The sequence below is a fragment of the Xenophilus arseniciresistens genome (genome assembly GCF_028023875.1).
GTDB lineage: Bacteria > Pseudomonadota > Gammaproteobacteria > Burkholderiales > Burkholderiaceae_C > Xenophilus > Xenophilus arseniciresistens.
In genome coordinates this window covers 178,875-198,806 of sequence record NZ_JAQIPB010000003.1, presented here as the reverse complement: position 1 = coordinate 198,806, position 19,932 = coordinate 178,875, and the positions used below count along the sequence as shown (strand labels likewise).

17 protein-coding genes and 2 tRNA genes are annotated in these 19,932 nt (G+C 68.1%); 8 read left to right on the top strand and 11 right to left on the bottom strand.

From position 1 onward, the window contains the following. Window positions 1-29: 29 nt before the first annotated feature. The 3 genes from PGB34_RS09595 (at window position 30) to PGB34_RS09585 (ending at window position 4,528) form a co-directional block, all read left to right on the top strand. Window positions 30-1,493, top strand: coding sequence for a sensor domain-containing diguanylate cyclase (locus PGB34_RS09595; RefSeq protein ID WP_271428253.1), 1,464 nt, complete (start codon window positions 30-32; stop codon window positions 1,491-1,493). A gap of 74 nt (window positions 1,494-1,567) precedes the next feature. Further along, window positions 1,568-4,090 (top strand): ABC transporter permease, encoded by a 2,523-nt coding sequence (locus tag PGB34_RS09590; RefSeq protein WP_271427854.1) that lies wholly within the window; start codon window positions 1,568-1,570, stop codon window positions 4,088-4,090. A 33-nt stretch (window positions 4,091-4,123) separates the two neighbouring features. Then, complete coding sequence (locus PGB34_RS09585) at window positions 4,124-4,528, top strand: group II truncated hemoglobin (RefSeq protein ID WP_271427853.1); 405 nt, start codon at window positions 4,124-4,126, stop codon at window positions 4,526-4,528. 33 nt (window positions 4,529-4,561) lie between these two features. Here PGB34_RS09585 and PGB34_RS09580 read toward each other — a convergent pair whose 3' ends face one another. Together PGB34_RS09580 and PGB34_RS09575 are read right to left on the bottom strand one after the other, a co-directional pair. After that, on the bottom strand, window positions 4,562-5,503 hold the full coding sequence (locus PGB34_RS09580; RefSeq protein WP_271427852.1) for a Bug family tripartite tricarboxylate transporter substrate binding protein: 942 nt from the start codon (window positions 5,501-5,503) through the stop codon (window positions 4,562-4,564). Window positions 5,504-5,581: 78 nt separating this feature from the next. Then, entirely contained in the window at window positions 5,582-6,139 is a 558-nt protein-coding gene (locus PGB34_RS09575) for a cupin domain-containing protein (RefSeq protein ID WP_271427851.1), read from the bottom strand. Window positions 6,140-6,243: 104 nt separating this feature from the next. Here PGB34_RS09575 and PGB34_RS09570 point away from each other — a divergent pair, with 104 nt between their 5' ends. Further along, on the top strand, window positions 6,244-7,239 hold the full coding sequence (locus tag PGB34_RS09570) for a LysR family transcriptional regulator (protein ID WP_271427850.1): 996 nt from the start codon (window positions 6,244-6,246) through the stop codon (window positions 7,237-7,239). 38 nt (window positions 7,240-7,277) lie between these two features. Beyond that, window positions 7,278-8,012 carry an alpha/beta fold hydrolase gene (locus PGB34_RS09565; protein WP_271427849.1) on the top strand — a complete coding sequence of 245 codons (735 nt, stop codon included), beginning with the start codon at window positions 7,278-7,280 and terminating at the stop codon, window positions 8,010-8,012. A gap of 99 nt (window positions 8,013-8,111) precedes the next feature. Here PGB34_RS09565 and PGB34_RS09560 read toward each other — a convergent pair. Both PGB34_RS09560 and PGB34_RS09555 read right to left on the bottom strand, forming a co-directional pair. Continuing rightward, window positions 8,112-8,187: transfer RNA gene (locus tag PGB34_RS09560), tRNA-Lys, on the bottom strand. 129 nt (window positions 8,188-8,316) lie between these two features. After that, complete coding sequence (locus tag PGB34_RS09555; RefSeq protein WP_271427848.1) at window positions 8,317-9,294, bottom strand: GMP reductase; 978 nt, start codon at window positions 9,292-9,294, stop codon at window positions 8,317-8,319. A gap of 299 nt (window positions 9,295-9,593) precedes the next feature. On the opposite strand from PGB34_RS09555, the gene PGB34_RS09550 reads away from it, so the two are divergent. Continuing rightward, window positions 9,594-12,077 carry a UvrD-helicase domain-containing protein gene (locus PGB34_RS09550; protein WP_271427847.1) on the top strand — a complete coding sequence of 828 codons (2,484 nt, stop codon included), beginning with the start codon at window positions 9,594-9,596 and terminating at the stop codon, window positions 12,075-12,077. Here PGB34_RS09550 and PGB34_RS09545 read toward each other — a convergent pair. From PGB34_RS09545 to PGB34_RS09530, 4 genes are all read right to left on the bottom strand, one after another. Next, a complete protein-coding gene (locus tag PGB34_RS09545; RefSeq protein WP_271427846.1) occupies window positions 12,034-12,252 on the bottom strand; it encodes a hypothetical protein in 219 nt (72 codons plus the stop codon). The genes PGB34_RS09550 and PGB34_RS09545 overlap by 44 nt on opposite strands. Before the next feature lie 132 nt (window positions 12,253-12,384). Then, window positions 12,385-13,194: a BPSS1780 family membrane protein gene (locus tag PGB34_RS09540; protein WP_271427845.1), complete on the bottom strand. Its 810-nt coding sequence runs from the start codon at window positions 13,192-13,194 to the stop codon at window positions 12,385-12,387. Further along, on the bottom strand, window positions 13,191-14,261 hold the full coding sequence (locus PGB34_RS09535) for a homoserine kinase (RefSeq protein WP_271427844.1): 1,071 nt from the start codon (window positions 14,259-14,261) through the stop codon (window positions 13,191-13,193). The genes PGB34_RS09540 and PGB34_RS09535 overlap by 4 nt, the downstream gene beginning before the upstream one ends. A 4-nt stretch (window positions 14,262-14,265) precedes the next feature. Continuing rightward, entirely contained in the window at window positions 14,266-14,637 is a 372-nt protein-coding gene (locus PGB34_RS09530) for a hypothetical protein (protein WP_271427843.1), read from the bottom strand. Between the two features lie 144 nt (window positions 14,638-14,781). Between PGB34_RS09530 and polA the strand changes: the two genes are divergently transcribed. Together polA and PGB34_RS09520 are read left to right on the top strand one after the other, a co-directional pair. After that, a complete protein-coding gene (gene polA, locus PGB34_RS09525) occupies window positions 14,782-17,571 on the top strand; it encodes a DNA polymerase I (RefSeq protein WP_271427842.1) in 2,790 nt (929 codons plus the stop codon). Next, the gene (locus tag PGB34_RS09520) at window positions 17,568-18,380 is read left to right on the top strand and encodes a phytanoyl-CoA dioxygenase family protein (protein ID WP_271427841.1); all 813 of its coding nucleotides are present in this window, start codon (window positions 17,568-17,570) and stop codon (window positions 18,378-18,380) included. Before polA ends, PGB34_RS09520 begins: the two co-directional genes overlap by 4 nt. A gap of 77 nt (window positions 18,381-18,457) precedes the next feature. Here PGB34_RS09520 and PGB34_RS09515 read toward each other — a convergent pair whose 3' ends face one another. From PGB34_RS09515 to PGB34_RS09505, 3 genes are all read right to left on the bottom strand, one after another. After that, window positions 18,458-18,670 (bottom strand): hypothetical protein, encoded by a 213-nt coding sequence (locus tag PGB34_RS09515; RefSeq protein WP_271427840.1) that lies wholly within the window; start codon window positions 18,668-18,670, stop codon window positions 18,458-18,460. 123 nt (window positions 18,671-18,793) lie between these two features. After that, window positions 18,794-18,869: transfer RNA gene (locus tag PGB34_RS09510), tRNA-Thr, on the bottom strand. Between the two features lie 26 nt (window positions 18,870-18,895). Next, window positions 18,896-19,909 carry a class 1 fructose-bisphosphatase gene (locus tag PGB34_RS09505; protein ID WP_271427839.1) on the bottom strand — a complete coding sequence of 338 codons (1,014 nt, stop codon included), beginning with the start codon at window positions 19,907-19,909 and terminating at the stop codon, window positions 18,896-18,898. Between the last annotated feature and the right edge of the window lie 23 nt (window positions 19,910-19,932).

Here is a 19,932-nt window from a genome sequence, read left to right as displayed (position 1 = left end):
GCCTTGCTGGAGACACAATCTTGTCCAAGATGAGCCTTTCCAGCGAAACCGACTTCGAACAGATGTTCGACCGAGCCCCCATTTCTCTGTGGCTCGAGGATTTCAGTGCCCTCAAGCGCCTGTTCGAGGGCTGGCGCGCGCAGGGCGTCATCGACCTGAAGGCCCACCTGCAGGCTGACCTGGCGCACGTGCAGCAGTGCGCGGCCAGCATCCGCCTGATCAAGGTCAATCGGCAGACGCTCAAGCTTTTCGGGGCCCAGAACCAGCAGCAGTTGGAGCAGAACCTGCACGACGTGTTTCGGGGCGACATGCTCACGCGCATGCTGCCCGAGATGCAGGCGCTGTGGGAGGGCCGGCTCGACTATTCGAACCAGACCGTAAACTACGCGCTCGACGGCCGCCGCATCGAGGCTCAGATCCATGTGCGGGTGCTGCAGGGCCACGAAGACCTCTGGGACCGCGTGCTGATCTCGCTGGAGGACGTGACCGAAACCGTGGTGGCGCGGGCGCAGCTGGCCGCCAGCGAGCGCCATGCGCGCAACCTCTTCCACTACTCGCCCGTTTCGCTCTGGGTGGAGGACTTCAGCGGCGTCAAGAGCCTGCTCGACGAGGCACGCAACCAGGGCATCCAGGACTTCCGCGTCTTTCTGAGCGTGCATCCCGAGTTCGTGGAGCGCTGCATGCAGGAGATCCGCGTGCTGGAGGTGAACCAGCAGACGCTGCAGATGTTCGGCGCCGAAAGCCAGAAGGAGCTGCTGGCCAACCTGAGCCAGGTCTTCAGGGACGAGATGCACGACACCTTTGCCGAGCAGCTGATCGACCTGTGGAACGGCAAGACCGAGCAGGTCCGCGAGGTCATCAACTACAGCCTCAACGGGTCGCTGATCAACATCCACATGCAGTTCTCCGTGATGCCCGAGCACCTGGAGAACTGGGACCTGGTGCTGCTGTCGCTGGTCGACATCACGGCGCGCAAGAAGGCCGAGGCCTACCTGGAATACCTGGGCAAGCACGACTCGCTCACGCGCCTGCGCAACCGGGCCTTCTACGTGGACGAGCTCAACCGCATCTCGCGCAAGGGGCCCTGGCCGCTGGCCGTGATCGTCATGGACCTCAACGGCCTCAAGCGCATCAACGACAGCGAAGGCCATGCGGCCGGCGACGACCTGCTGCGGCGGGCCGGCGAGGTGCTGACCAACGCCACCGCGGGCCAGCCCTGGTGCGTGGCGCGCGTGGGCGGCGACGAATTCATCGCCCTGCTGCCCGGTGCGGACGAGCGCATGGCGCAGGAAGTCCACGCCCGCATCGAATCGCTGATCGAGGTCAGCAACCAGTTCTACCCGGGCCAGCCGCTGAGCCTGTCGATCGGGATTGCGTGCGCCCACCAGGCCAGCGAAGTCGAAGGCGCGCTGCTGCAGGCCGACCGCGCCATGTTCGATGCCAAGACCTTGCACTACGCCGAGCAGTCCCTGGTGCCCCGTCGCGCTGCATAGAAATCCCTACGCCTTGCTAGCTGCGCCATCATGACGGCGTCCTGCAGCGTCCTTGTGGGCTATCGTCGCGCCCCATGACTGCTTCGCTCCGCCTGGGTGGGCGCATGCTCTGGCGCGACCTGCGCGCCGGCGAGCTGCGCCTGATCGTCGTTGCCGTGCTGCTGGCCGTGGCCGCGCTCACGGCGGTCGGCTTTTTTGCCGACCGGCTCAAGAGCGGCCTGCAGCGCGATGCGCGCCAGCTGCTGGGCGGCGACGCGGTGCTGCGCACCGACAACCCGCCGCCGCCGGAGATCATCGAGCGCGCCCGCGCGCAAGGCCTGCAGGCCACGCTGAGCTATGACTTTCCCACCATGGCGCGCGCACCCGACGAGCGTGGCGGCGACAGCCGTCTGGTGGCCTTCAAGGCCGTGGACGCGGGCTACCCGCTGCGTGGCAGCCTGCAGCTGGCCGACGAGGTGGGCGGTGCCAGCCGCGCCGTGCGCGAGATTCCCCAGCCGGGCCAGGTCTGGGCCGATGCGCCGCTGCTCGACGCGCTGGGCCTGAAGGTGGGCGATGCGCTGCTGCTGGGCGATGCCGCGCTCACCATCGCGCGCGTGATCGTGATCGAACCCGACCGCGGCAGCGGCTTCATGAGCTTCGCGCCGCGCGTGATGGTCAATGCGGCCGACGTGCCGCGCACCGCACTGGTCCAGCCGGCCAGCCGCATCCGCTACCGGCTGGCGGTGGCCAGCGAGGATGCCGCTGCCGTCAAGCGCTTCAGCGACCAGATGCAGGCCGCGCTGGACGCGGGCCAGTTGCGCGGCGCGCGCCTGGAGTCTTTGGAAAGCGGCCGGCCCGAGATGCAGCAGACCCTGGGCCGGGCCGAGAAATTCCTGAACCTGGTGGCGCTGCTGGCGGCCCTGCTGTCGGCCGTGGCCGTGGCGCTGGCTGCGCGCGGCTTTGCCGCCAGCCACCTGGATGATTGCGCCATGCTGCGCGTGCTGGGCCAGAGCCAGCGGCGCATCGCCACCGCCTATGCGCTGGAGTTCGTGGTGGTCGGGCTGGTGGCCAGCGCGCTGGGCGTGGCCATCGGCTGGGGCGTTCACCATGTGTTCGTGCTGCTGCTGGCCGGGCTGGTGCAGAGCTCACTGCCTGCGCCCTCGCTCTGGCCGGCGGCCTTTGGCATCGGCATGGGCCTGACCTTGCTGCTGGCCTTCGGCCTGCCGCCCGTGCTGCAACTGGCCAAGGTGCCGCCGCTGCGCGTGATCCGCCGCGACGTGGGCGGGCTCAAGCCGGCTTCGGCCGCCGTGTTGGGCGTGGGCGTGCTGGGCTTTGCGGCCCTGCTGCTGGCCGCCAGCAGCGACCTCACCTTGGGTCTGATCGCCGTCGGCGGCTTTGCCGGCGCCGTGCTGCTCTTTGCCGCGCTGGCCTGGGTGGCGGTCAAGCTGCTGCGCCGCGCGGTCAATGAAAGCACCGCGCCGCGCTGGCTGGTGCTGGCCACGCGCCAGATCTCGGCCCGGCCCGTCTATGCCGTGGTGCAGGTCAGCAGCCTGGCCGTGGGCCTGCTGGCGCTGGTGCTGCTGGTGCTGCTGCGCACCGACCTGGTGTCCAGCTGGCGCCAGGCCACGCCGCCCGATGCGCCCAACCGCTTCGTGCTCAACGTCATGCCCGACCAGGAGCAGGCCTTCCAGCAGGCGCTGCGCGACGCGGGCGTGCGCCAGTTCGACTGGTACCCCATGTTCCGCGGCCGGCTGGTGGCCATCAACGACAAGCCGGTCTCGCCCGACGACTACACCGAGGAGCGCGCCAAGCGCCTGGTGGACCGCGAGTTCAACCTGAGCAACGCGGCCGAGGCGCCGCCGCACAACAAGATGCTCAGCGGTAGCTGGAACACCGGCGAGGCCGGCGTGGTGAGCGTGGAAGACGGCCTGATGACCGAGCTGGGCCTGAAGCTTGGCGATACGCTGCGCTTCGACATCGGCGGCATGCAGAGCGAGGCGCGCATCACCTCCACGCGCGAGGTGGACTGGGGCTCGCTGCATGCCAACTTCTTTGTCATGTTCCCGTTGGCGCAGATGCCGCCCGAGGTGCCCGTCACCTATCTCGGCGCCTTCCGCGCGCCTGAAAAGGCCGGCTTCGACAACGGCCTGGTGCGCCAGTTCCCGAACATCACCAACGTGGATATGAGCGCCACCATCGCGCAAGTGCAGCGCGTGCTGGACCAGGTGATCCGCGCGGTGGAGTTCCTCTTCGGCTTCACGCTTGCGGCGGGCCTGGTGGTGCTGTTCGCGGCCGTCACGGCCACGCGCGAGGAGCGGGCCAAGGAGTTCGCCGTGATGCGCGCGGTGGGCGCGCGCGCTGCGCTGCTGCGCCAGGTGCAGCGTGCGGAGCTGGCGGGCGTGGGCCTGCTGGCCGGGCTGCTGGCCAGCCTGGTGGCTTCGGTCATTGGCTGGGGCCTGGCGCGCTACGTGTTCCAGTTCACCTGGACGGGCTCCTTCTGGGTGCCCGTGGGCGGTGCGCTGGCCGGCGCCGTGCTGGCGCTGATGGCCGGCTGGTGGGGCCTGCGCGAAGTGCTGCGCCGCCCGGTGGTGGCCACCTTGCGGCAGGCCGCTGATTGATTGATGGATGGATGGAGCGCCGACAATCGCCGGATGCAGATTCAGGAAAAGCCGCCCTTTGACACCCCCTTCGAATGGATAGGGGGCGAGGCCAGGGTCCATGCGCTGGTCGAGCGCTTCTATGACCTGATGGACCTGGAGCCGGCCTACGCCGCGCTGCGCGCTGCCCACGGCACCAGCCTGGACAACGCGCGCCAGCGTCTGTTCTGGTTCCTGTGTGGCTGGCTGGGCGGGCCCGACCACTACGTCGAGCGCTTCGGCCACCCGCGGCTGCGCGCGCGCCACATGCCCTTTGCCATCGGCATCGCCGAGCGCGACCAGTGGCTGGCGTGCATGGAGCAGGCCATGATCGAGACCGACGTGCCCGAGCCGCTGCGCCACCGGCTCAACGCCTCCTTCTTCCAGACCGCGGACTGGATGCGCAACAAGGGCGGCTGAGCGCGGGCCGCGCGCCACCGGGCCTGCGCAGGTTCAGTCCAGCCGGATGTTCTTGGCCTTGATGACCGCACCCCAGCGTGCGTATTCGGCGTCGATGGCCCGGGTCATCTCCTGGGACGTGCCGCCCACGGGCTCGGAAGCGAGGTCGCGGATGCGTTTTTGCATGTCGAGCAGCCGCGTGATGCGCGCGACCTCGGCCTGCAGGCGGGCCACGCCTTCGGGCGGCACGCTCGACGAGGCCCAGACGCCCTGCCAGCCCAGCAGATCGAAGCCAGGCACCGCTTCGGCCAGCGTGGGCACATCTGGCAGCGCGTCCAGGCGCTTGGGCGTGGTCACTGCCAGGGCCTTGACCTTCCGGCTGGCCGCGAAGGGCAGTGCGGACGGAAAGGGCTCGAAAACCATGGCCACCTGTCCTGCGATCACGTCCGTGACCTGGCCTTGCTTGTAGGGCACGTGCAGGAACTGCGTGCGCGTCTGGTCCTGGATGATCTCGAAGGCCAGGTGCGAAGCCGTGCCCGGGCCGTAGCTGGCGTAGGCCACCTTGCCGGGCTGCCCGCGCGCGTGGCCGATCGCTTCGGCCAGCGTGTTGGGCGGAAACTGGTTGTTGGCGAGCAGCACGTAGCCGGTGGTCAGCGTGATGCTCACCGGCGCCATGTCCTTGCGCATGTCGTAGGACAGCTTTCCGAACAGGTGCGGGTTCATGGTCGGAATCTGGTTATAGGCATACAGCAGCGTGTGCCCGTCCGTGGCCCGCGCGACCGATTCGGCGCCGATGTTCCCGGAAGCACCCGGGCGGTTCTCGACGACGAAGGGCTGACCCAGGCTGCGCGAGAGGTGCTCGCCATACATGCGGGCCATGATGTCGGGGCCTGTTCCTGCGGCCGCCGGAACGACGATGCGCACCATGCGCGAGGGCCATGACGCCGTCTGCGCACCCGCGGGCGTCGCGCCCTGCAGCAGCGTTGCCGCAGTCATCGCGGCCAAGCATGCAGTCTTCACGTGGGTCTCCGTTGCTTGTTGTTCTTTGCTTGCTCGTCTTCTTGTGCGGCGGGTCTAGGCCCCGGCCCGCTCCGGCGTGAAGATGCCCGCTTCGATGAGGCGTGCCACGCCCTCGGGCGCGATCTCCGCTGCGGGTGCATTGCCGCCGATCATGCCCAGCAGCAGGCCCTCGGCCTCGCCGGGCGCGGCCTGCACGCATTCGAAGCGGCGCTGCACGCCCAGCGGAAAGGCGATGAAGTCCAGCGGATCGAGGATCAGATGCTCGTCGCCGCCATCGCCCTGCCATTCGAGCTTCCAGCGGCCCTTGATCACCATGAAGCTCTCCACGGTGTCGTGGGTGTGCATCAGCACGCCCTTGCCCGGCGCCGCCGCGATGAAGGACACGCCGAAGCCGGCCTGCAGGTGGGACACCCGGGCCTTGGCCCGGTCGCCGAAGGGCGAGAACTGGCCTTCGCCCTTGGGCTGGTCGAAGCCCAGCACGTTGAGGAAGGCGCGGCGGCATTCGGGCAGTTGCATGTCCGGCAGGCCGGTTTCGCAGCGCTGCAAATCGCCGAAGCGGGCCACGCAGGCCAGCATGTCGTCACGTCGGGGGAGGGTGGTCTGGATCGTCATGGGGCACACGGATTGGAGGATGTCCCGATTCGAGCATCGCGGTGGCGCACCCACAATCAGGCGCGCGCAATGCGGCCATTCGGTCTTCTTGATGCGCCCTCACGATGAAGCGCAGCAATATCAATCTGTTGATCTGTCTGGACGCGCTGCTGACCGAACGCTCCGTCACGCGCGCCGCGGAGCGGCTGGGCATGAGCCAGCCGGGCGTGAGCAATGCGCTGGCCCGCCTGCGCGAACTCACGGGCGATCCGCTGCTGGTGCGCAGCGGCAACGGCTTTTTGCTGACCGAGCGCGCGCAGGCCCTGGCGCGCAAGGTGCGCACCGGCATCGAGCTGATGGACGACATCTTCACGCACGAAGGGCCGCTGGACCTGGCTTCGGCCAGCGGCACCGTGACGCTCGCATTGGCCGAATCCATGGGCCTGGCCTACATGCCGGCACTCGCACAGGCCGTGGCCACGCAGGCGCCGGCGCTGGTGCTCAACGTGCGTGCGCCCGACCCTGCGCACCTGCGCGAATGGCTGGCCGAAGGCGAATGCGATGTCGCGATCGGGCACTTTCCCGATCTGGCACCGGACCTGCGCAGCCACCCGCTGCTGGAGCAGCCGCTGGCCTGCATTCACGCGCGCGGCACCGTCAGGGGCACGTTGACGCTGAGCGAGTACCTCGCGCGCAGCCATGTGGTGTTCGGCTCGCCCTTTTCGCCGCGCTCCACGCTCGAGCAGACGCTGGGCGCCGCGCTGGCGGCTGCCGGGCACGAGCGCAGGCGGCTGGTCCGGGTCTCTTCGGTGATGCTGATCCCGTACATCGTGGCGGGCTCGCAGCATGTCGCCACGCTACCCGAATGGATATGCAGGCACTTCGCCACGCTGCTGCCGCTGCAGGTGTCGCCCGTGCCCGTGGCCGTGCCCTCGGCCACCACGGTCATGGTGTGGCACGAGCGCACGCATCGGCTGGCCCTGCATCGCTGGCTGCGCGAGCAGGTCCGAGAGATCGTGCCGGGCGCCGCCACGCTGGGCTTCGACATCCGCGCCCCTGCGCCGCGTCAAGCGCAGGCAATCCGCCCATTGCGCGCGCTTGATGGCGGCGCCGCGCGCTAGCCGCTACCGTGGGGCCGACCCAGCACACCGGCCATCCCATGCTCCACTGGACGCAAGACCCGCACACGCAAGACGGCATCCGCCGCCGCATCTTCAGCCCGCAGCATGAAGGCGGCCTGCCTTCGGGCATCGTCTACGAGCCCGAAGGCCTGGCGCTGGACGAGGCCGTGCCCGTGGTGTGCATGCAGCACGGGGGCAGCAGCGCCAAGGACGGGCCGGACGTGCTGGATGCGGCCACGGCCTTCACGCGCCTGGGCTGCCGCGTGCTCGCCCTCGACGGCCCGGTGCATGGCGCGCGCGCAGCCACGCCGATGGAGCCCGCCGCCACGCGCGATCGCTTTCTGGCCCTGTGGCGCGAGGACGCGACGCATGTGGCCCAGCATGTGGACCGATGGCAGGCCGTGCTGCAGGAGGTGCAGGCCGTCTGGCCCACGGCCGCGCTGCGCTGGCTGGGCGTGTCGATGGGCACCGCCTACGGCCTGCCGCTGCTGGCGCGCGGCACTGCCATTGACCGTGCCGTGCTGGGCATGTGGGGCGCCTGCTATCCCAACTCTGAACGGCTGCTGGCCGATGCGGCCGCGCTGCGCTGCGCGGTGCTGTTCCAGCAGAAATGGGATGACGAGCTGTTCAGCCGGCAGGGGCAGCTCGCGCTGTTTGACGCGCTGGGCACGCCGGACAAGCGCCTGCATGTCTACCCGGGCGGACACGTCAGGATCGCAGGCGAGCAGTGGGATGACCTGCAGCGCTTTTTGCTTGTCCCGGCGGGCGACTGAAGCAGGCAGAGGAGGAGGGCGTCGCGTCACTTGCCGCAGAGCCAACAAAAAAGCACTTGGGCATTTCTGCGCCAAGTGCTTTTTCGTGTTCGGGTATTTTGGTGGGCCCTGAGTGACTCGAACACTCGACCTACGGATTAAGAGTCCGCTGCTCTACCAACTGAGCTAAGAGCCCTTGTCTGTTCGGCTTTCCTTGAAGGTCGGCGTCATCAGGCAAGACCGCAAGTATAGCGCATATTTTTGGCTCGGCGCAAATCACTGCGTCAAATCGTCAACACGCGCTCAACGCGGCGTGGGTGCTGTCTCACATCAGCAGGTGTTCGCCTGCGTTGTCGCCGCCCAGGATCACGTAGTTGACCTTGCGGATGTCCATGAGCTTCCTGCCACCTGCATAGCTGATGGAAGACTGCACGTCCTGCTCCATCTCCACCAGTGTGTCGGCCAGCTTGCCCTTGACGGGCTCGAGGATGCGCTTGCCTTCGACGTGCTTGTACTCGCCCTTGTTGAAGTCGCTGGCCGAGCCGTAGTACTCCTTGAAGAGCTGGCCTTCCACTTCCACGGTTTTGCCCGGCGATTCCTCGTGACCCGCGAACAGCGAGCCGATCATCACCATGCTGGCACCGAAGCGGATGCTCTTGGCGATGTCGCCATGGCTGCGGATGCCGCCGTCGGCAATGATGGGCTTGGTGGCCACGCGCGCGCACCACTTGAGCGCCGACAGCTGCCAGCCGCCCGTGCCGAAGCCGGTCTTGAGCTTGGTGATGCAGACCTTGCCCGGGCCCACGCCCACCTTGGTGGCATCGGCGCCCCAGTTCTCCAGGTCGATCACGGCCTCGGGCGTGGCCACGTTGCCCGCAATCACAAAAGACTTGGGCAGCTTTTCCTTCAGGTAGCCGATCATGTTCTTCACGCTGTCGGCGTGGCCGTGCGCGATGTCGATGGTCACGTACTCGGGGCTCAGGCCCTTGGCCAGCAGGCGGTCCACGGTGTCGTAATCGGGCTGCTTCACGCCCAGCGAAATGGATGCGAACACGCCGGCCTTGTGCATGCGCTCGACGAAGGCCACGTTGTCCAGGTCGAAGCGGTGCATCACATAGAAGTAGCCGTTCTGCGCCAGCCACAGGCAAATGGACTCGTCCACCACCGTCTTCATGTTGGCAGGCACCACGGGCAGGCGAAAGCGCCGGCCGCCCAGCTCCACGCCGGCATCGCATTCGGAGCGGCTCTCCACGCGGCACTTGCGCGGCAGCAGCAGGACGTTGTCGTAGTCGAAGATTTCCATGACCAGGCTCTCCTTGAAGGAAGGTCGTTGTTGACGAACGAATGAGCGCTTGGCTTGGCCGGCTTTTTTGGTGCGCGCGGCACATCTGTGGAATGTGCGGGCACAAAAAAACCGGGCGCAAGAAATCTTGGGCCCGGTGGTTGATTCTAGGCCGCCGCCTGCGCGCCCCTCATCTGCGCAAGTGCATAGACCCTATGCGGATTGCGTGATGCCGCCGTTGGGCTGAACCATGCCATGGCCGCGCCGGGTCATGCGCGGGCCGCACGGGCCCGGCGCAAGGGCCTTCCTACAATCAGGCCATGTCTTCTTCGGGTTCCGATGCCGCGCCGCCGGCTTCTTCTCTGCCGCTTTTCGGAGAGCCGTTCACAGCCGATGGCACCGCAGCCACCCTGCAGCCTTCCCCGTTGCTGAGCAGTCTCAATGGCGAGCAGCTGGCCGCCGTCACGCTGCCCCAGGGCCATGCGCTGATCCTGGCCGGTGCCGGCTCGGGCAAGACGCGCGTGCTCACCACGCGCATCGCCTGGCTGCTGTCCACGGGGCAGGTCTCGCCAGGCGGCGTGCTGGCCGTGACCTTCACCAACAAGGCGGCCAAGGAGATGATGACCCGCCTGTCGGCCATGCTGCCGGTGAATGTGCGCGGCATGTGGATCGGCACCTTCCATGGCTTGTGCAACCGCTTCCTGCGCGCGCACTGGAAGCTGGCGGGCCTGCCGCAGAGCTTCCAGATCCTGGACACGCAGGACCAGCTCTCGGCCATCAAGCGGCTGATGAAGCAGTTCAACGTCGATGACGAGCGCTTTCCGGCCAAGCAGACCCAGTGGTTCATCGCCGGCGCGAAAGAAGACGGCCTGCGGCCGGGCGACGTGGAAGCGCGCAGCGAAGACGACCGCAAGAAGATCGAGCTCTACCAGCTTTATGAAGAGCAGTGCCAGCGCGAAGGTGTGGTCGATTTTGGTGAGCTGATGCTGCGCAGCTACGAGCTGCTGCGTGACAACGATGCGGTGCGCGAGCACTACCAGCGGCGCTTTCGCCACATCCTGATCGACGAGTTCCAGGACACCAACCGCCTGCAGTACGCCTGGATCAAGATGCTCTCGGGCCAGACCGATGCGCAGGGCCGCTTCACGCCCGCGCCGCACAGCAGCGTGCTGGCCGTGGGCGACGATGACCAGAGCATCTATGCCTTCCGCGGCGCGCGTGTGGGCAACATGCAGGACTTTGTGCGCGAGTACGACGTGCAGCGCCAGATCAAGCTGGAGCAGAACTACCGCAGCTACAGCAACATCCTCGACTCGGCCAACGCGCTGATCAGCCACAACAAGAAGCGGCTGGGCAAGAACCTGCGCACCGATCAAGGCCCCGGCGAGCCCGTGCGCGTGAACGAGGCCACCAGCGATTTCGCCGAAGCGCAGTGGATGGTGGAAGAGATCCGCCACCTCGTGCGCGAGGATTTCGAGCGCAAGGAAGTGGCCGTGCTCTACCGCAGCAATGCGCAAAGCCGCGTGATCGAAACCGCGCTGTTCAATGCCGGCGTGCCCTACCGCGTGTATGGCGGCCTGCGCTTTTTCGAGCGCGCCGAGATCAAGCACGCACTGGCCTACCTGCGCCTGCTCGAGAACAAGGACGACGACACCAGCTTCCTGCGCGTGGTGAACTTCCCGCCGCGCGGCATCGGGGCGCGCAGCATCGAGCAGTTGCAGGACGCCGCACGCGCGCGTGGCATCTCGCTCTACGGCGCCATTGCCGGCCTGCCCGGCAAGGCCGGCGCCAACCTGTCGGCCTTCGCAGCCAGGATCGATGTGCTGCGCGAGCAGACGCAGGGCCTGTCGCTCAAGGAAATCATCGAGCTGGTGCTGGACACCAGCGGCCTGGAGGAGCACTACAAGGCCGACCGCGAAGGCGCAGACCGTCTGGAAAACCTGGCCGAACTGGTGAACGCGGCCGAGAGCTTCGTCACGCAGGAAGGCTTTGGCCGCGATGCCGTGGCGCTGCCCGTGGACGAGCTGCGCCAGTCACTGGCGAGCCAGGGCATCGACCCCTCGCGTGCGGTGCTGGACGAGCCGCTGGCGCCGGATGCAGAGACCGGCGAAACCTTGAGCCCGCTCGCGGCCTTTTTGACCCATGCGGCCCTTGAGGCCGGCGACAACCAGGCCCAGGCCGGGCAGGACGCCGTGCAGTTGATGACCGTGCATGCGGCCAAGGGGCTCGAGTTCGACGCGGTGTTTATCACGGGCCTGGAAGAAGGACTGTTCCCGCACGAGAACTCCATGAGCGACGTGGAAAGCCTTGAGGAGGAACGGCGCCTGATGTATGTGGCCATCACACGCGCGCGCCGCCGGCTGTACATGAGCTTCTCGCAAACGCGCATGCTTCATGGCCAGACGCGCTACCACCTGCGCAGCCGTTTCTTCGACGAACTGCCCGAAGAGGCGCTGAAGTGGCTCACGCCCAAGCAGTCGGGCTTCGGCCAGTTTGCGCCGGGCGGTGCGGCGCGTGCAGGAGCAGGCTACGGCGCCAGCAGCGGCTACAGCGGCGGCTACGGTGGCCGCAATCCCGGCTGGAGCGGCGGCGGCCAGGCCGCAGCGCCCAGCGCGCCCGTGCCGCGCAAATCAGAACCCTCGCATGGCTTGCGCGTGGGCATGCAGGTCTTTCACAACAAGTTTGGCGAAGGGGCCGTGCTGGCGCTGGAAGGCACCGGCGACGACGCGCGGGCGCAGGTCAAGTTCGGCCGCCACGGCGTCAAGTGGCTGGCCCTGAGCGTGGCCAAGCTGACGCCGGTCTGAAGCCGGCGCCCGCGGGCAGCGGGTCGTCCTTGCCCACGCCCACCACGCTCATCAGGCGAACCACGCCAAAGCGGGCCCAGTAAAGCGATTCCACCGCGCGGGCGCTGCTGGCGGCCTTGATGAAACGGTGCAGCCGACCGGCCGAATCGATGATGCGGACTTTGTAGATGCGCATGCTGTTCTCCATGTCTGTTTTGTGTGACAGACACACCCTCGTCCCGGGCCTGAGGGCAGCGTGTCGGAGATCGGCGCCTGGCGCGGTCGGTGCCCGTGCGCCGCAAGGCCGGCGGGCAGGCCGCGCGCGGGCTCAATCGGCCTGGAAGCAGTCGCGAAAGCTGAACCAGGCCGAGGCGAAGAACATGGCCGACAGCAGGAAGGTGCCGCCCACCATCACGCCCGCGCCCAGCGGGCCGGCCACCGAGGCCAGCAGCGAGCCCACCATGGCCAGCACCAGGCTCACCAGCAGGGCCACGCCGGTCCAGCACAGGATGAAGACCAGCATGGCGCCGATGTTGCGCACGCAGGTCACGAAGCTGAAGAACAGCGCCTTGACGGGCGGCACGCCGTGCCAGTGCAGCAGGGCTGGCGCATGCCAGAAGGCCAGCGCCACGGGCACGTAGATCAGCATGCGCAGCACCATCGCGCCCTGGAAGGCGCCGCTGCGCACGACGTCGGCCTTGAAGGTGCCGTCACTGTTGATGGCATCGGCCATGGGGTCGCCCACCAGCAGCGAGGCCAGCGCGCCGATCAGCAGCACGGCCACCGCGTACAGGGCGCCCATGATGGCCAGGGAGCGCGCCTTCTCGCGCACGGCGCCCAGCGCAGCCATGAACACGCGCGCCGACAGCGGCGGCGTGGGCTGGCCGGGGCGCAGCAGCGGGATCGCTGCACCGGGCTGGGCCACGGTTTCGCTGGCCACCATGATGGCCAGGGTGCTGGCCGGCCCCAAGGCCACGGCCAGCGGCACGCCCACCAGCGGAAGGGCCGCCACCAGCGCCATCGCGGCCATGAAGATCATGAACAGCGAGAAGAAGGCCATGGGCGCGCGGCGAAAGGCCAGCAGGCCTTCGCGAACCCAGCGCGCGCCGGTGCCCGGGGCAACGACCAGCAGCTTCATGCGGTGGCCGCGGGCTCGGCAGCTACGAGCGGGGCCGCAGGCGCGATACGGGGCGCGGGCATGCTGGCGCGGTGGCGCAGCACGCGCTCGAAGTGCGCCGGGTCATGGGCCTTGAGCATGCTGGCTTCGCGCGGCAGGTGGAAGTCCCACAGGCGCGAGATCCAGAAGCGCAGCGCCGCAGCGCGCAGCAGGCCGGGCAGCAGCGCACGTTCGGCGGCGCCCAGCGGGCGCACGGCTTCGTAGGCGCCAAGCAGCGCATCGGTGCGCGCGGCATCGGGCTCGCCGGTGGGCAGGTCGATGGCCCAGTCGTTCAGGCACACGGCCAGGTCGAAGAGCCAGGTGTCGGTGCCTGCGAAGTAGAAGTCGAACACGCCCGTGAGCTGCGGCGCCTCGCCTTCGGAGCGCGGCGGCTCGAACATGGCGTTGTCGCGGAACAGGTCTGCATGCACGGGGCCGCGAGGCAGCGCCTGATAGGCGGCGGATTCGGCCAGGTGGTTCTGGTAGGCCAGCTCACCCGCCAGCAGCGCGGCCTGGTGGGCGTCCAGATAGGGCAGCACCACGGGCACGGTCTCGTTCCACCAGGGCAGGCCGCGCAGGTTGGGCTGGATGCGCGGGAAGTCGCGCCCGGCCAGGTGCATGCGCGCCAGCAGGGTGCCCAGCGCCGTGCAATGGGCGGCCGTGGGAGCCAGTTCGCTGCGGCCGCTGAGTTTCTGCACCACGGCGGCGGGCTTGCCGGCCACCGTGTGCAGCAGCGGGCAGGGCGCGCTGGCGCTCTGCTCCAGCGGATGCGCGGCGGCGCCGGGCAGCGCGGCCGGGTCGGCCACCGGGGCCGGCACGGGCAGGCCGCGCTCGGCCAGGTGGCGCATCAGCTCCAGGTAATAGGGCAGTTGCGCGAAGCTCAGGCGCTCGAAGAGCGTGAGCACGTAGTCGCCCTGGTCCGTGGTGGCGAAGTAGTTGGTGTTCTCGATGCCGCCTTCGATGCCGCGCAGCGACTGCAGCGCACCCAGGCCCAGGCGCTGCACCAGCGCGTCGGCTTCCGCGAAGCCCACTTCCGTGAAAACTGCCACGACGTCAGAACTTCATCACGTTCCACACGCGCGATCCGCCGTTGCCATCGCCCTGGCGCGCGCGGCGCTCGTCGGTGGGCTGCACCTGGTAGGCGGGCATGGCGCTCTTGGGCTGCACGGTGATGCTTTGCGTGACGCCGCCGTAGCGCATCTCGTCCACGCGCGCGCCGGTGTCTTCCACGGTAATGTGCTCGATCTTCTGGTTGCGCCGGCCATCCAGCGGCTCGGCCGAGCGGTCCACGGGCGCAGCCGTGGCTGCTGGCGCCGGGGCTGCGGCGGTCTGGGCCTGTGCCAGGGCTGGCGGCAGCACCACCAGGGCCAGTGCCAGCAGGCCGGTGCGCAGGGGCGCGGGAAGGGTCGAGGAGGTCGGGCGCATGATGGGGCGATTGTAGGTCTGCGCCCGTGCGTCGCTGTCGGCGGGCACGCAGCGTGCCTGCCCGCCGACGGGCCTTTGGGCGGGCGTGGCCGGCCTGCGCGGCGCTGCACGCCCGGCCTTCTGGCGAGGCGGCAAAATGCCGCGATGACCGACAAGAAAACGCTGCTGCTCGTGGATGGCTCGAGCTATCTGTACCGCGCCTTCCATGCCATGCCCGACCTGCGGGCGGTGCCTGGCGACCCCAGCAGCCATGCCACGGGCGCCATCCGCGGCATGATCAACATGATGCAGGCCCTGCGCCGCGAGGTGCGTGCCGACTATGTGGCCTGCATCTTCGACGCGCCTGGCAAGACCTTCCGCGACGACTGGTACCCCGAGTACAAGGCCAACCGCTCGCCGATGCCCGATGACCTGCGCGCGCAGATCAAGCCCATCCACGAAGTGGTGCAGCTGCTGGGCTGGCCGGTGCTGTGCGTGCCCGACGTGGAGGCCGACGACGTGATCGGCACCCTGGCGCGGGTGGGTGCGCAGCAGGGCGTGGAGGTCATCGTCTCCAGCGGCGACAAGGACCTGAGCCAGCTGGTGGACGAGCACATCACCATCATCGACACCATGAGCGGCAAGCGCCGCGACGTGGCCGGTGTGACGGCCGAGTTCGGCGTGCCGCCGAGCCTGATGGTCGACTACCAGACGCTGGTGGGCGACAGCGTGGACAACGTGCCCGGCGTGGACAAGGTGGGCCCCAAGACCGCTGCCAAGTGGCTGCTTCAGTATGGCTCGCTCGATGCGCTGATCGCGCAGGCGGCCGAGGTCAAGGGCGCCGCGGGCGAGAACCTGCGCAAGGCGCTGGACTGGTTGCCGCAGGGCCGGCGTCTGGTCACCATCCGCACCGACTGCGCGCTGGACGGGCATCTCGAGGGCCTGCCTGCGCTGGACGCACTGGCGCCGCGCGAGCAGGACCCCGAAGCCCTGAAGGCCTTCTACGAGCTGCATGGCTTCAAGAGCCTGGTCAAGACGCTGCAGGCCCACGCCGTGCCGCCCGAACAGATCGAGCTGGCCCAGTCCGAAGGGGCGGGCGCCACGCCCGACATGTTCGAGTCGATGGCCGAGCAGGCTGCTGCGCGCGCGAGCAACCTGGCCTACGACACCATCCTGAGCTGGGCCCAGTTCGACGACTGGCTGGCGCGGCTGCAGGCCGCCGAGCTGGCCGCCATCGACACCGAAACTACGTCTTTGGACGAGATGCGCGCGGAGATCGTGGGCATCAGCTTCAGCGTCAAGCCCGGCGAGGCGGCCTACATCCCGCTGATGCACAACTATCCCGGCGTGGCCGAGCAGCTGCCGCGCGACGAGGTGCTGGCGCGCCTCAAACCCTGGCTAGAGGATGAGCGCAGGAAGAAACTGGGCCAGCACATCAAGTACGACCGCCATGTGTTCGCCAACCACGGCATCGAGGTGCAGGGCTACGCGCACGACACGATGCTGCAGAGCTATGTGCTGGAAGTGCACAAGCCCCACGGCCTTGCCAGCCTGGCCGAGCGCCACCTGGGGCGCAGCGGCATCGACTACGAAGACCTGTGCGGCAAGGGCGCGCACCAGATTCCGTTCAGCCAGGTCGCCATCGAGAAGGCGGCCGAATACTCCTGCGAAGACAGCGACCAGACGCTGGACGTGCACCGCGTGCTGTGGCCGCGCCTGCAGGCCGACGACCGGCTGCGCTTCATCTACGAACTGGAGATGCAGAGCAGCGAATCGCTCTACCGCATCGAGCGCCACGGCGTGCTGATCGACGCGCCCACGCTGGCGGCGCAAAGCCATGAGCTGGGCCAGCGCATCCTGGCGCTGGAGCAGGAGGCCTACGACATCGCGGGCCAGCCCTTCAACCTGGGCAGCCCCAAGCAGATCGGCGAGATCTTCTTCGAGAAGCTCGGTCTGCCCGTCATCAAGAAGACCGCCAAGGGCGCGCCCAGCACCGACGAGGAGGTGCTGGAGAAACTGGCCGAGGACTATCCGCTGCCGGCCAAGATCCTGGAGCACCGCGGGCTGTCCAAGCTCAAGGGCACCTACACCGACAAGCTGGCGCAGATGGCGCTGCCGCGCACCGGCCGCGTGCACACCCACTATGCCCAGGCGGTGGCAGTGACCGGGCGGCTGTCGAGCAACGACCCGAACCTGCAGAACATCCCCATCCGCACGCCCGAAGGCCGGCGCGTGCGCGAGGCCTTCGTGGCGCCGGCCGGCCATGTGATCGCCAGCGCCGACTACTCGCAGATCGAGCTGCGCATCATGGCCCACATCAGCGGCGACGAATCGCTGCTGCGCGCCTTCACCGAGGGCCTGGACGTGCACCGTGCCACGGCCGGCGAGGTCTTCGGCGTGCCGCCGGAACAGGTCAGCAGCGAACAGCGCCGCTACGCCAAGGTCATCAACTTCGGCCTCATCTACGGCATGAGCAGCTTCGGCCTGGCGCGCAACCTGGGCATCGACAACACGGCTGCCAAGAGCTACATCGACCGCTACTTCGCGCGCTACCCGGGCGTGAAGGCCTACATGGACGAAACGCGGGCCAGCGCCAAGGAAAAGGGCTATGTCGAAACCGTCTTCGGCCGGCGCCTGTACCTGCCCGAGATCAATTCGCCCAACGGCCCGCGCCGCGGCGGCGCCGAGCGCGCGGCCATCAACGCGCCCATGCAGGGCACGGCCGCCGACCTGATCAAGCTCAGCATGAACAAGGTGCAGGCCGTGCTCGACGCCGAGCGGCGCGGCACGAAGATGATCATGCAGGTGCACGACGAACTGGTGTTCGAGGTGCCCGAGGCCGAGGTCGAATGGGTGCGCACGGAAATCCCGCGCCTGATGGCCGGCGTGGCGGAACTGAAAGTGCCTCTGCTGGCCGAGATCGGCGTCGGGCCCAATTGGGACCAGGCGCATTGAAGGATGCGCCGGCCGCGGCCGCCGACTGGCTGGCGCATTACGAGTCGCAGGGCTATGCGCTGCTGGCCGATTTCGTGCCCGCCGGCTGGCTTGCGGCCATGCGGGAAGCCGTCGACCAGTTGCAGGGCCGGGTGGCCAGCCTGCAGGACTATGAGCGCGCACGGCTGGTCTTCGAGCGCGACCTGAGTGCGAGGGGGCGCGGCGGCATCGCGGCCGAAGAGGTGGGCGATGCGCTCTTCATCATCGGCGAACCCGAGACCTTCGACCCCATCTTCCTTCGCCTGCTGAGCTGGCCGCCGCTGGTACAGGCCTCGCGGCAGGCCTTGGGCCGCGACGCCGTGGTGGCGCACTTCATGAACGTGACGTTCAAGCATCCGCGATTTGGCCGGTCCATCGGCTGGCACCGCGACTTTCCGAATACCTACATCTGCACGCAAGGGTCGGATTTCATGCGCCTGATGCTGTGCCTGGACGGCATGGACGAAGAGACGGGCGCAACGGCTTTCGTCCCAGGTTCGCATCGGGTGACCGACGAGGCGGCGCGCGAGGCCAAGCGCCAGGAGGACGTCCGTGGCAGTGCGGTACCGCCAACGGAAGGCGTGCGCACACTGGCGTGCAGGCCTGGCGACCTGGTGCTGATCCATCCCAAGGTGAGGCACGGCGGCGGCATGAACACTGGCGCCCGACCGCGTCGCAATGTGGTGCTACAGGTGGGCTGCGCGAAGGCGCCGCTGGTCACGGACAACAGTGAAGGCTGCACGGGCCTGCTGCTGCTGCCTCTGCCTGATCGCGCACGAATCCAGAGCTGAAAAGGCGAGGGCGCAGCCGCGTCCGTCGTCGCTTCAGCGCCGGCACATGGGGGCGGGGCGCCAACCGTGCTCACCCCTCACCACAGACGCCACCAGGGCCGCTGCGGCTGGCGCTGTTCGATGGGGCGGGTGTCCAGCCGGTCCAGCAGGTAGGCGGCCGCGCCGAAGCGGCTGACGGCTTCGCTGCCTTGTCGTTGCGGCGGTACCTGCCCTGGCATTGCGCCCGCAGGGCGCAGCGAACGCGGGACGGTCAGCGTGGCAGCGGGGGAAGAGGCGGTGTCGGGAGGCATGCAGGGATTCTGCCGCCCGCGCGCGCGCGAATCCCGCAAGTCTGGCCCGCCGCTGACAGCCATGCCAGCGTGCCGGCTGACAAGAAAAAAGCCCGCTGTCCGAAGACAGCGGGCTTTTTTGTTTGGTGCCGGAGAGATGAATCGAACACCCGACCTTCTCATTACGAATGAGCTGCTCTACCGACTGAGCTACACCGGCGAAGCCTCAGATTATAGCGCCAGTTTTTAGGTTTTTTCGGCGGCGTGGTAGCTGGTCACGCGATCCACTTCATTTTTGGAGCCCAGGAACACGGCCACGCGCTCGTGCAGCTTGGTGGGCTGCAAGTCCAGGATGCGCTGGCGCCCGTTGGTGGCGGCGCCGCCGGCCTGCTCGACCAGCCAAGCCATGGGGTTGGCTTCGTACATCAGGCGCAGCTTGCCGGCCTTCTCGGGCTCGCGCTTGTCCCAGGGGTACATGAACACGCCGCCGCGGGTGAGGATGCGGTGCACGTCGGCCACCATGGAGGCGATCCAGCGCATGTTGAAGTCCTTGCCGCGCGGGCCTTCCTTGCCGGCCAGGCATTCGTCGATGTAGCGCTTCACGGGGGCGTCCCAGTGGCGCATGTTGCTCATGTTGATCGCGAATTCCTTGGTGTCGGCCGGGATCTGCACGTTCTCCTGCGTGAGCACGAAGCTGCCCTGCTCGCGGTCCAGCGTGAACATGGCCACGCCGTCGCCCACGGTGAGCACCAGCGTGGTCTGCGGGCCGTACACGCAATAGCCGGCGGCCACCTGCTGGCTGCCGGGCTGCAGGAAGTCGGCTTCGGAGACGCCCGGATGGTCGTCGGGCTTCTTCATCACGCTGAAGATGGTGCCGATGCTGACGTTGACGTCGATGTTGCTGGAGCCGTCCAGCGGGTCGAACATCAGCAGGTACTCGCCCTGCGGGTAGCGGCTGGGCACCAGGTGGATGGTGTCCATTTCCTCGCTGGCCATGGCTGCCAGGTGGCCGCCCCATTCGTTGGCCTCGATCAGCACTTCGTTGGAGATGATGTCCAGCTTCTTCTGCACTTCGCCCTGCACGTTCTCGCTGCCGGCCGTGCCCAGCACGCCGCCCAGGGCGCCCTTGTTCACGGCCTGGCTGATGCTCTTGCAGGCGCGGGCCACCACCTCGAGCAGCAGGCGCAGCTGGGCCGGGATCTTGCCGTCGACGCGCTGCTGTTCGACGAGGTAGCGGGTCAGTGAAATCTTCGAGGTCATAAAGCGTTCTCTCTCACTTGAGG

Bases quoted from the DNA above. Each gene is read 5' to 3' on its own strand.
- polA (WP_271427842.1), top strand. From the start codon at position 14,782: ATGACCGACAAGAAAACGCTGCTGCTCGTGGATGGCTCGAGCTATCTG.
- PGB34_RS09540 (WP_271427845.1), bottom strand. From the start codon at position 13,194: ATGAAGCTGCTGGTCGTTGCCCCGGGCACCGGCGCGCGCTGGGTTCGC.
- PGB34_RS09505 (WP_271427839.1), bottom strand. From the start codon at position 19,909: ATGACCTCGAAGATTTCACTGACCCGCTACCTCGTCGAACAGCAGCGC.
- PGB34_RS09585 (WP_271427853.1), top strand. From the start codon at position 4,124: ATGCAGATTCAGGAAAAGCCGCCCTTTGACACCCCCTTCGAATGGATA.
- PGB34_RS09595 (WP_271428253.1), top strand. From the start codon at position 30: ATGAGCCTTTCCAGCGAAACCGACTTCGAACAGATGTTCGACCGAGCC.
- PGB34_RS09565 (WP_271427849.1), top strand. From the start codon at position 7,278: ATGCTCCACTGGACGCAAGACCCGCACACGCAAGACGGCATCCGCCGC.
- PGB34_RS09515 (WP_271427840.1), bottom strand. From the start codon at position 18,670: ATGCCTCCCGACACCGCCTCTTCCCCCGCTGCCACGCTGACCGTCCCG.
- PGB34_RS09530 (WP_271427843.1), bottom strand. From the start codon at position 14,637: ATGCGCCCGACCTCCTCGACCCTTCCCGCGCCCCTGCGCACCGGCCTG.
- PGB34_RS09545 (WP_271427846.1), bottom strand. From the start codon at position 12,252: ATGCGCATCTACAAAGTCCGCATCATCGATTCGGCCGGTCGGCTGCAC.
- PGB34_RS09590 (WP_271427854.1), top strand. From the start codon at position 1,568: ATGACTGCTTCGCTCCGCCTGGGTGGGCGCATGCTCTGGCGCGACCTG.
- PGB34_RS09580 (WP_271427852.1), bottom strand. From the start codon at position 5,503: ATGACTGCGGCAACGCTGCTGCAGGGCGCGACGCCCGCGGGTGCGCAG.
- PGB34_RS09550 (WP_271427847.1), top strand. From the start codon at position 9,594: ATGTCTTCTTCGGGTTCCGATGCCGCGCCGCCGGCTTCTTCTCTGCCG.
- PGB34_RS09570 (WP_271427850.1), top strand. From the start codon at position 6,244: ATGAAGCGCAGCAATATCAATCTGTTGATCTGTCTGGACGCGCTGCTG.
- PGB34_RS09575 (WP_271427851.1), bottom strand. From the start codon at position 6,139: ATGACGATCCAGACCACCCTCCCCCGACGTGACGACATGCTGGCCTGC.
- PGB34_RS09555 (WP_271427848.1), bottom strand. From the start codon at position 9,294: ATGGAAATCTTCGACTACGACAACGTCCTGCTGCTGCCGCGCAAGTGC.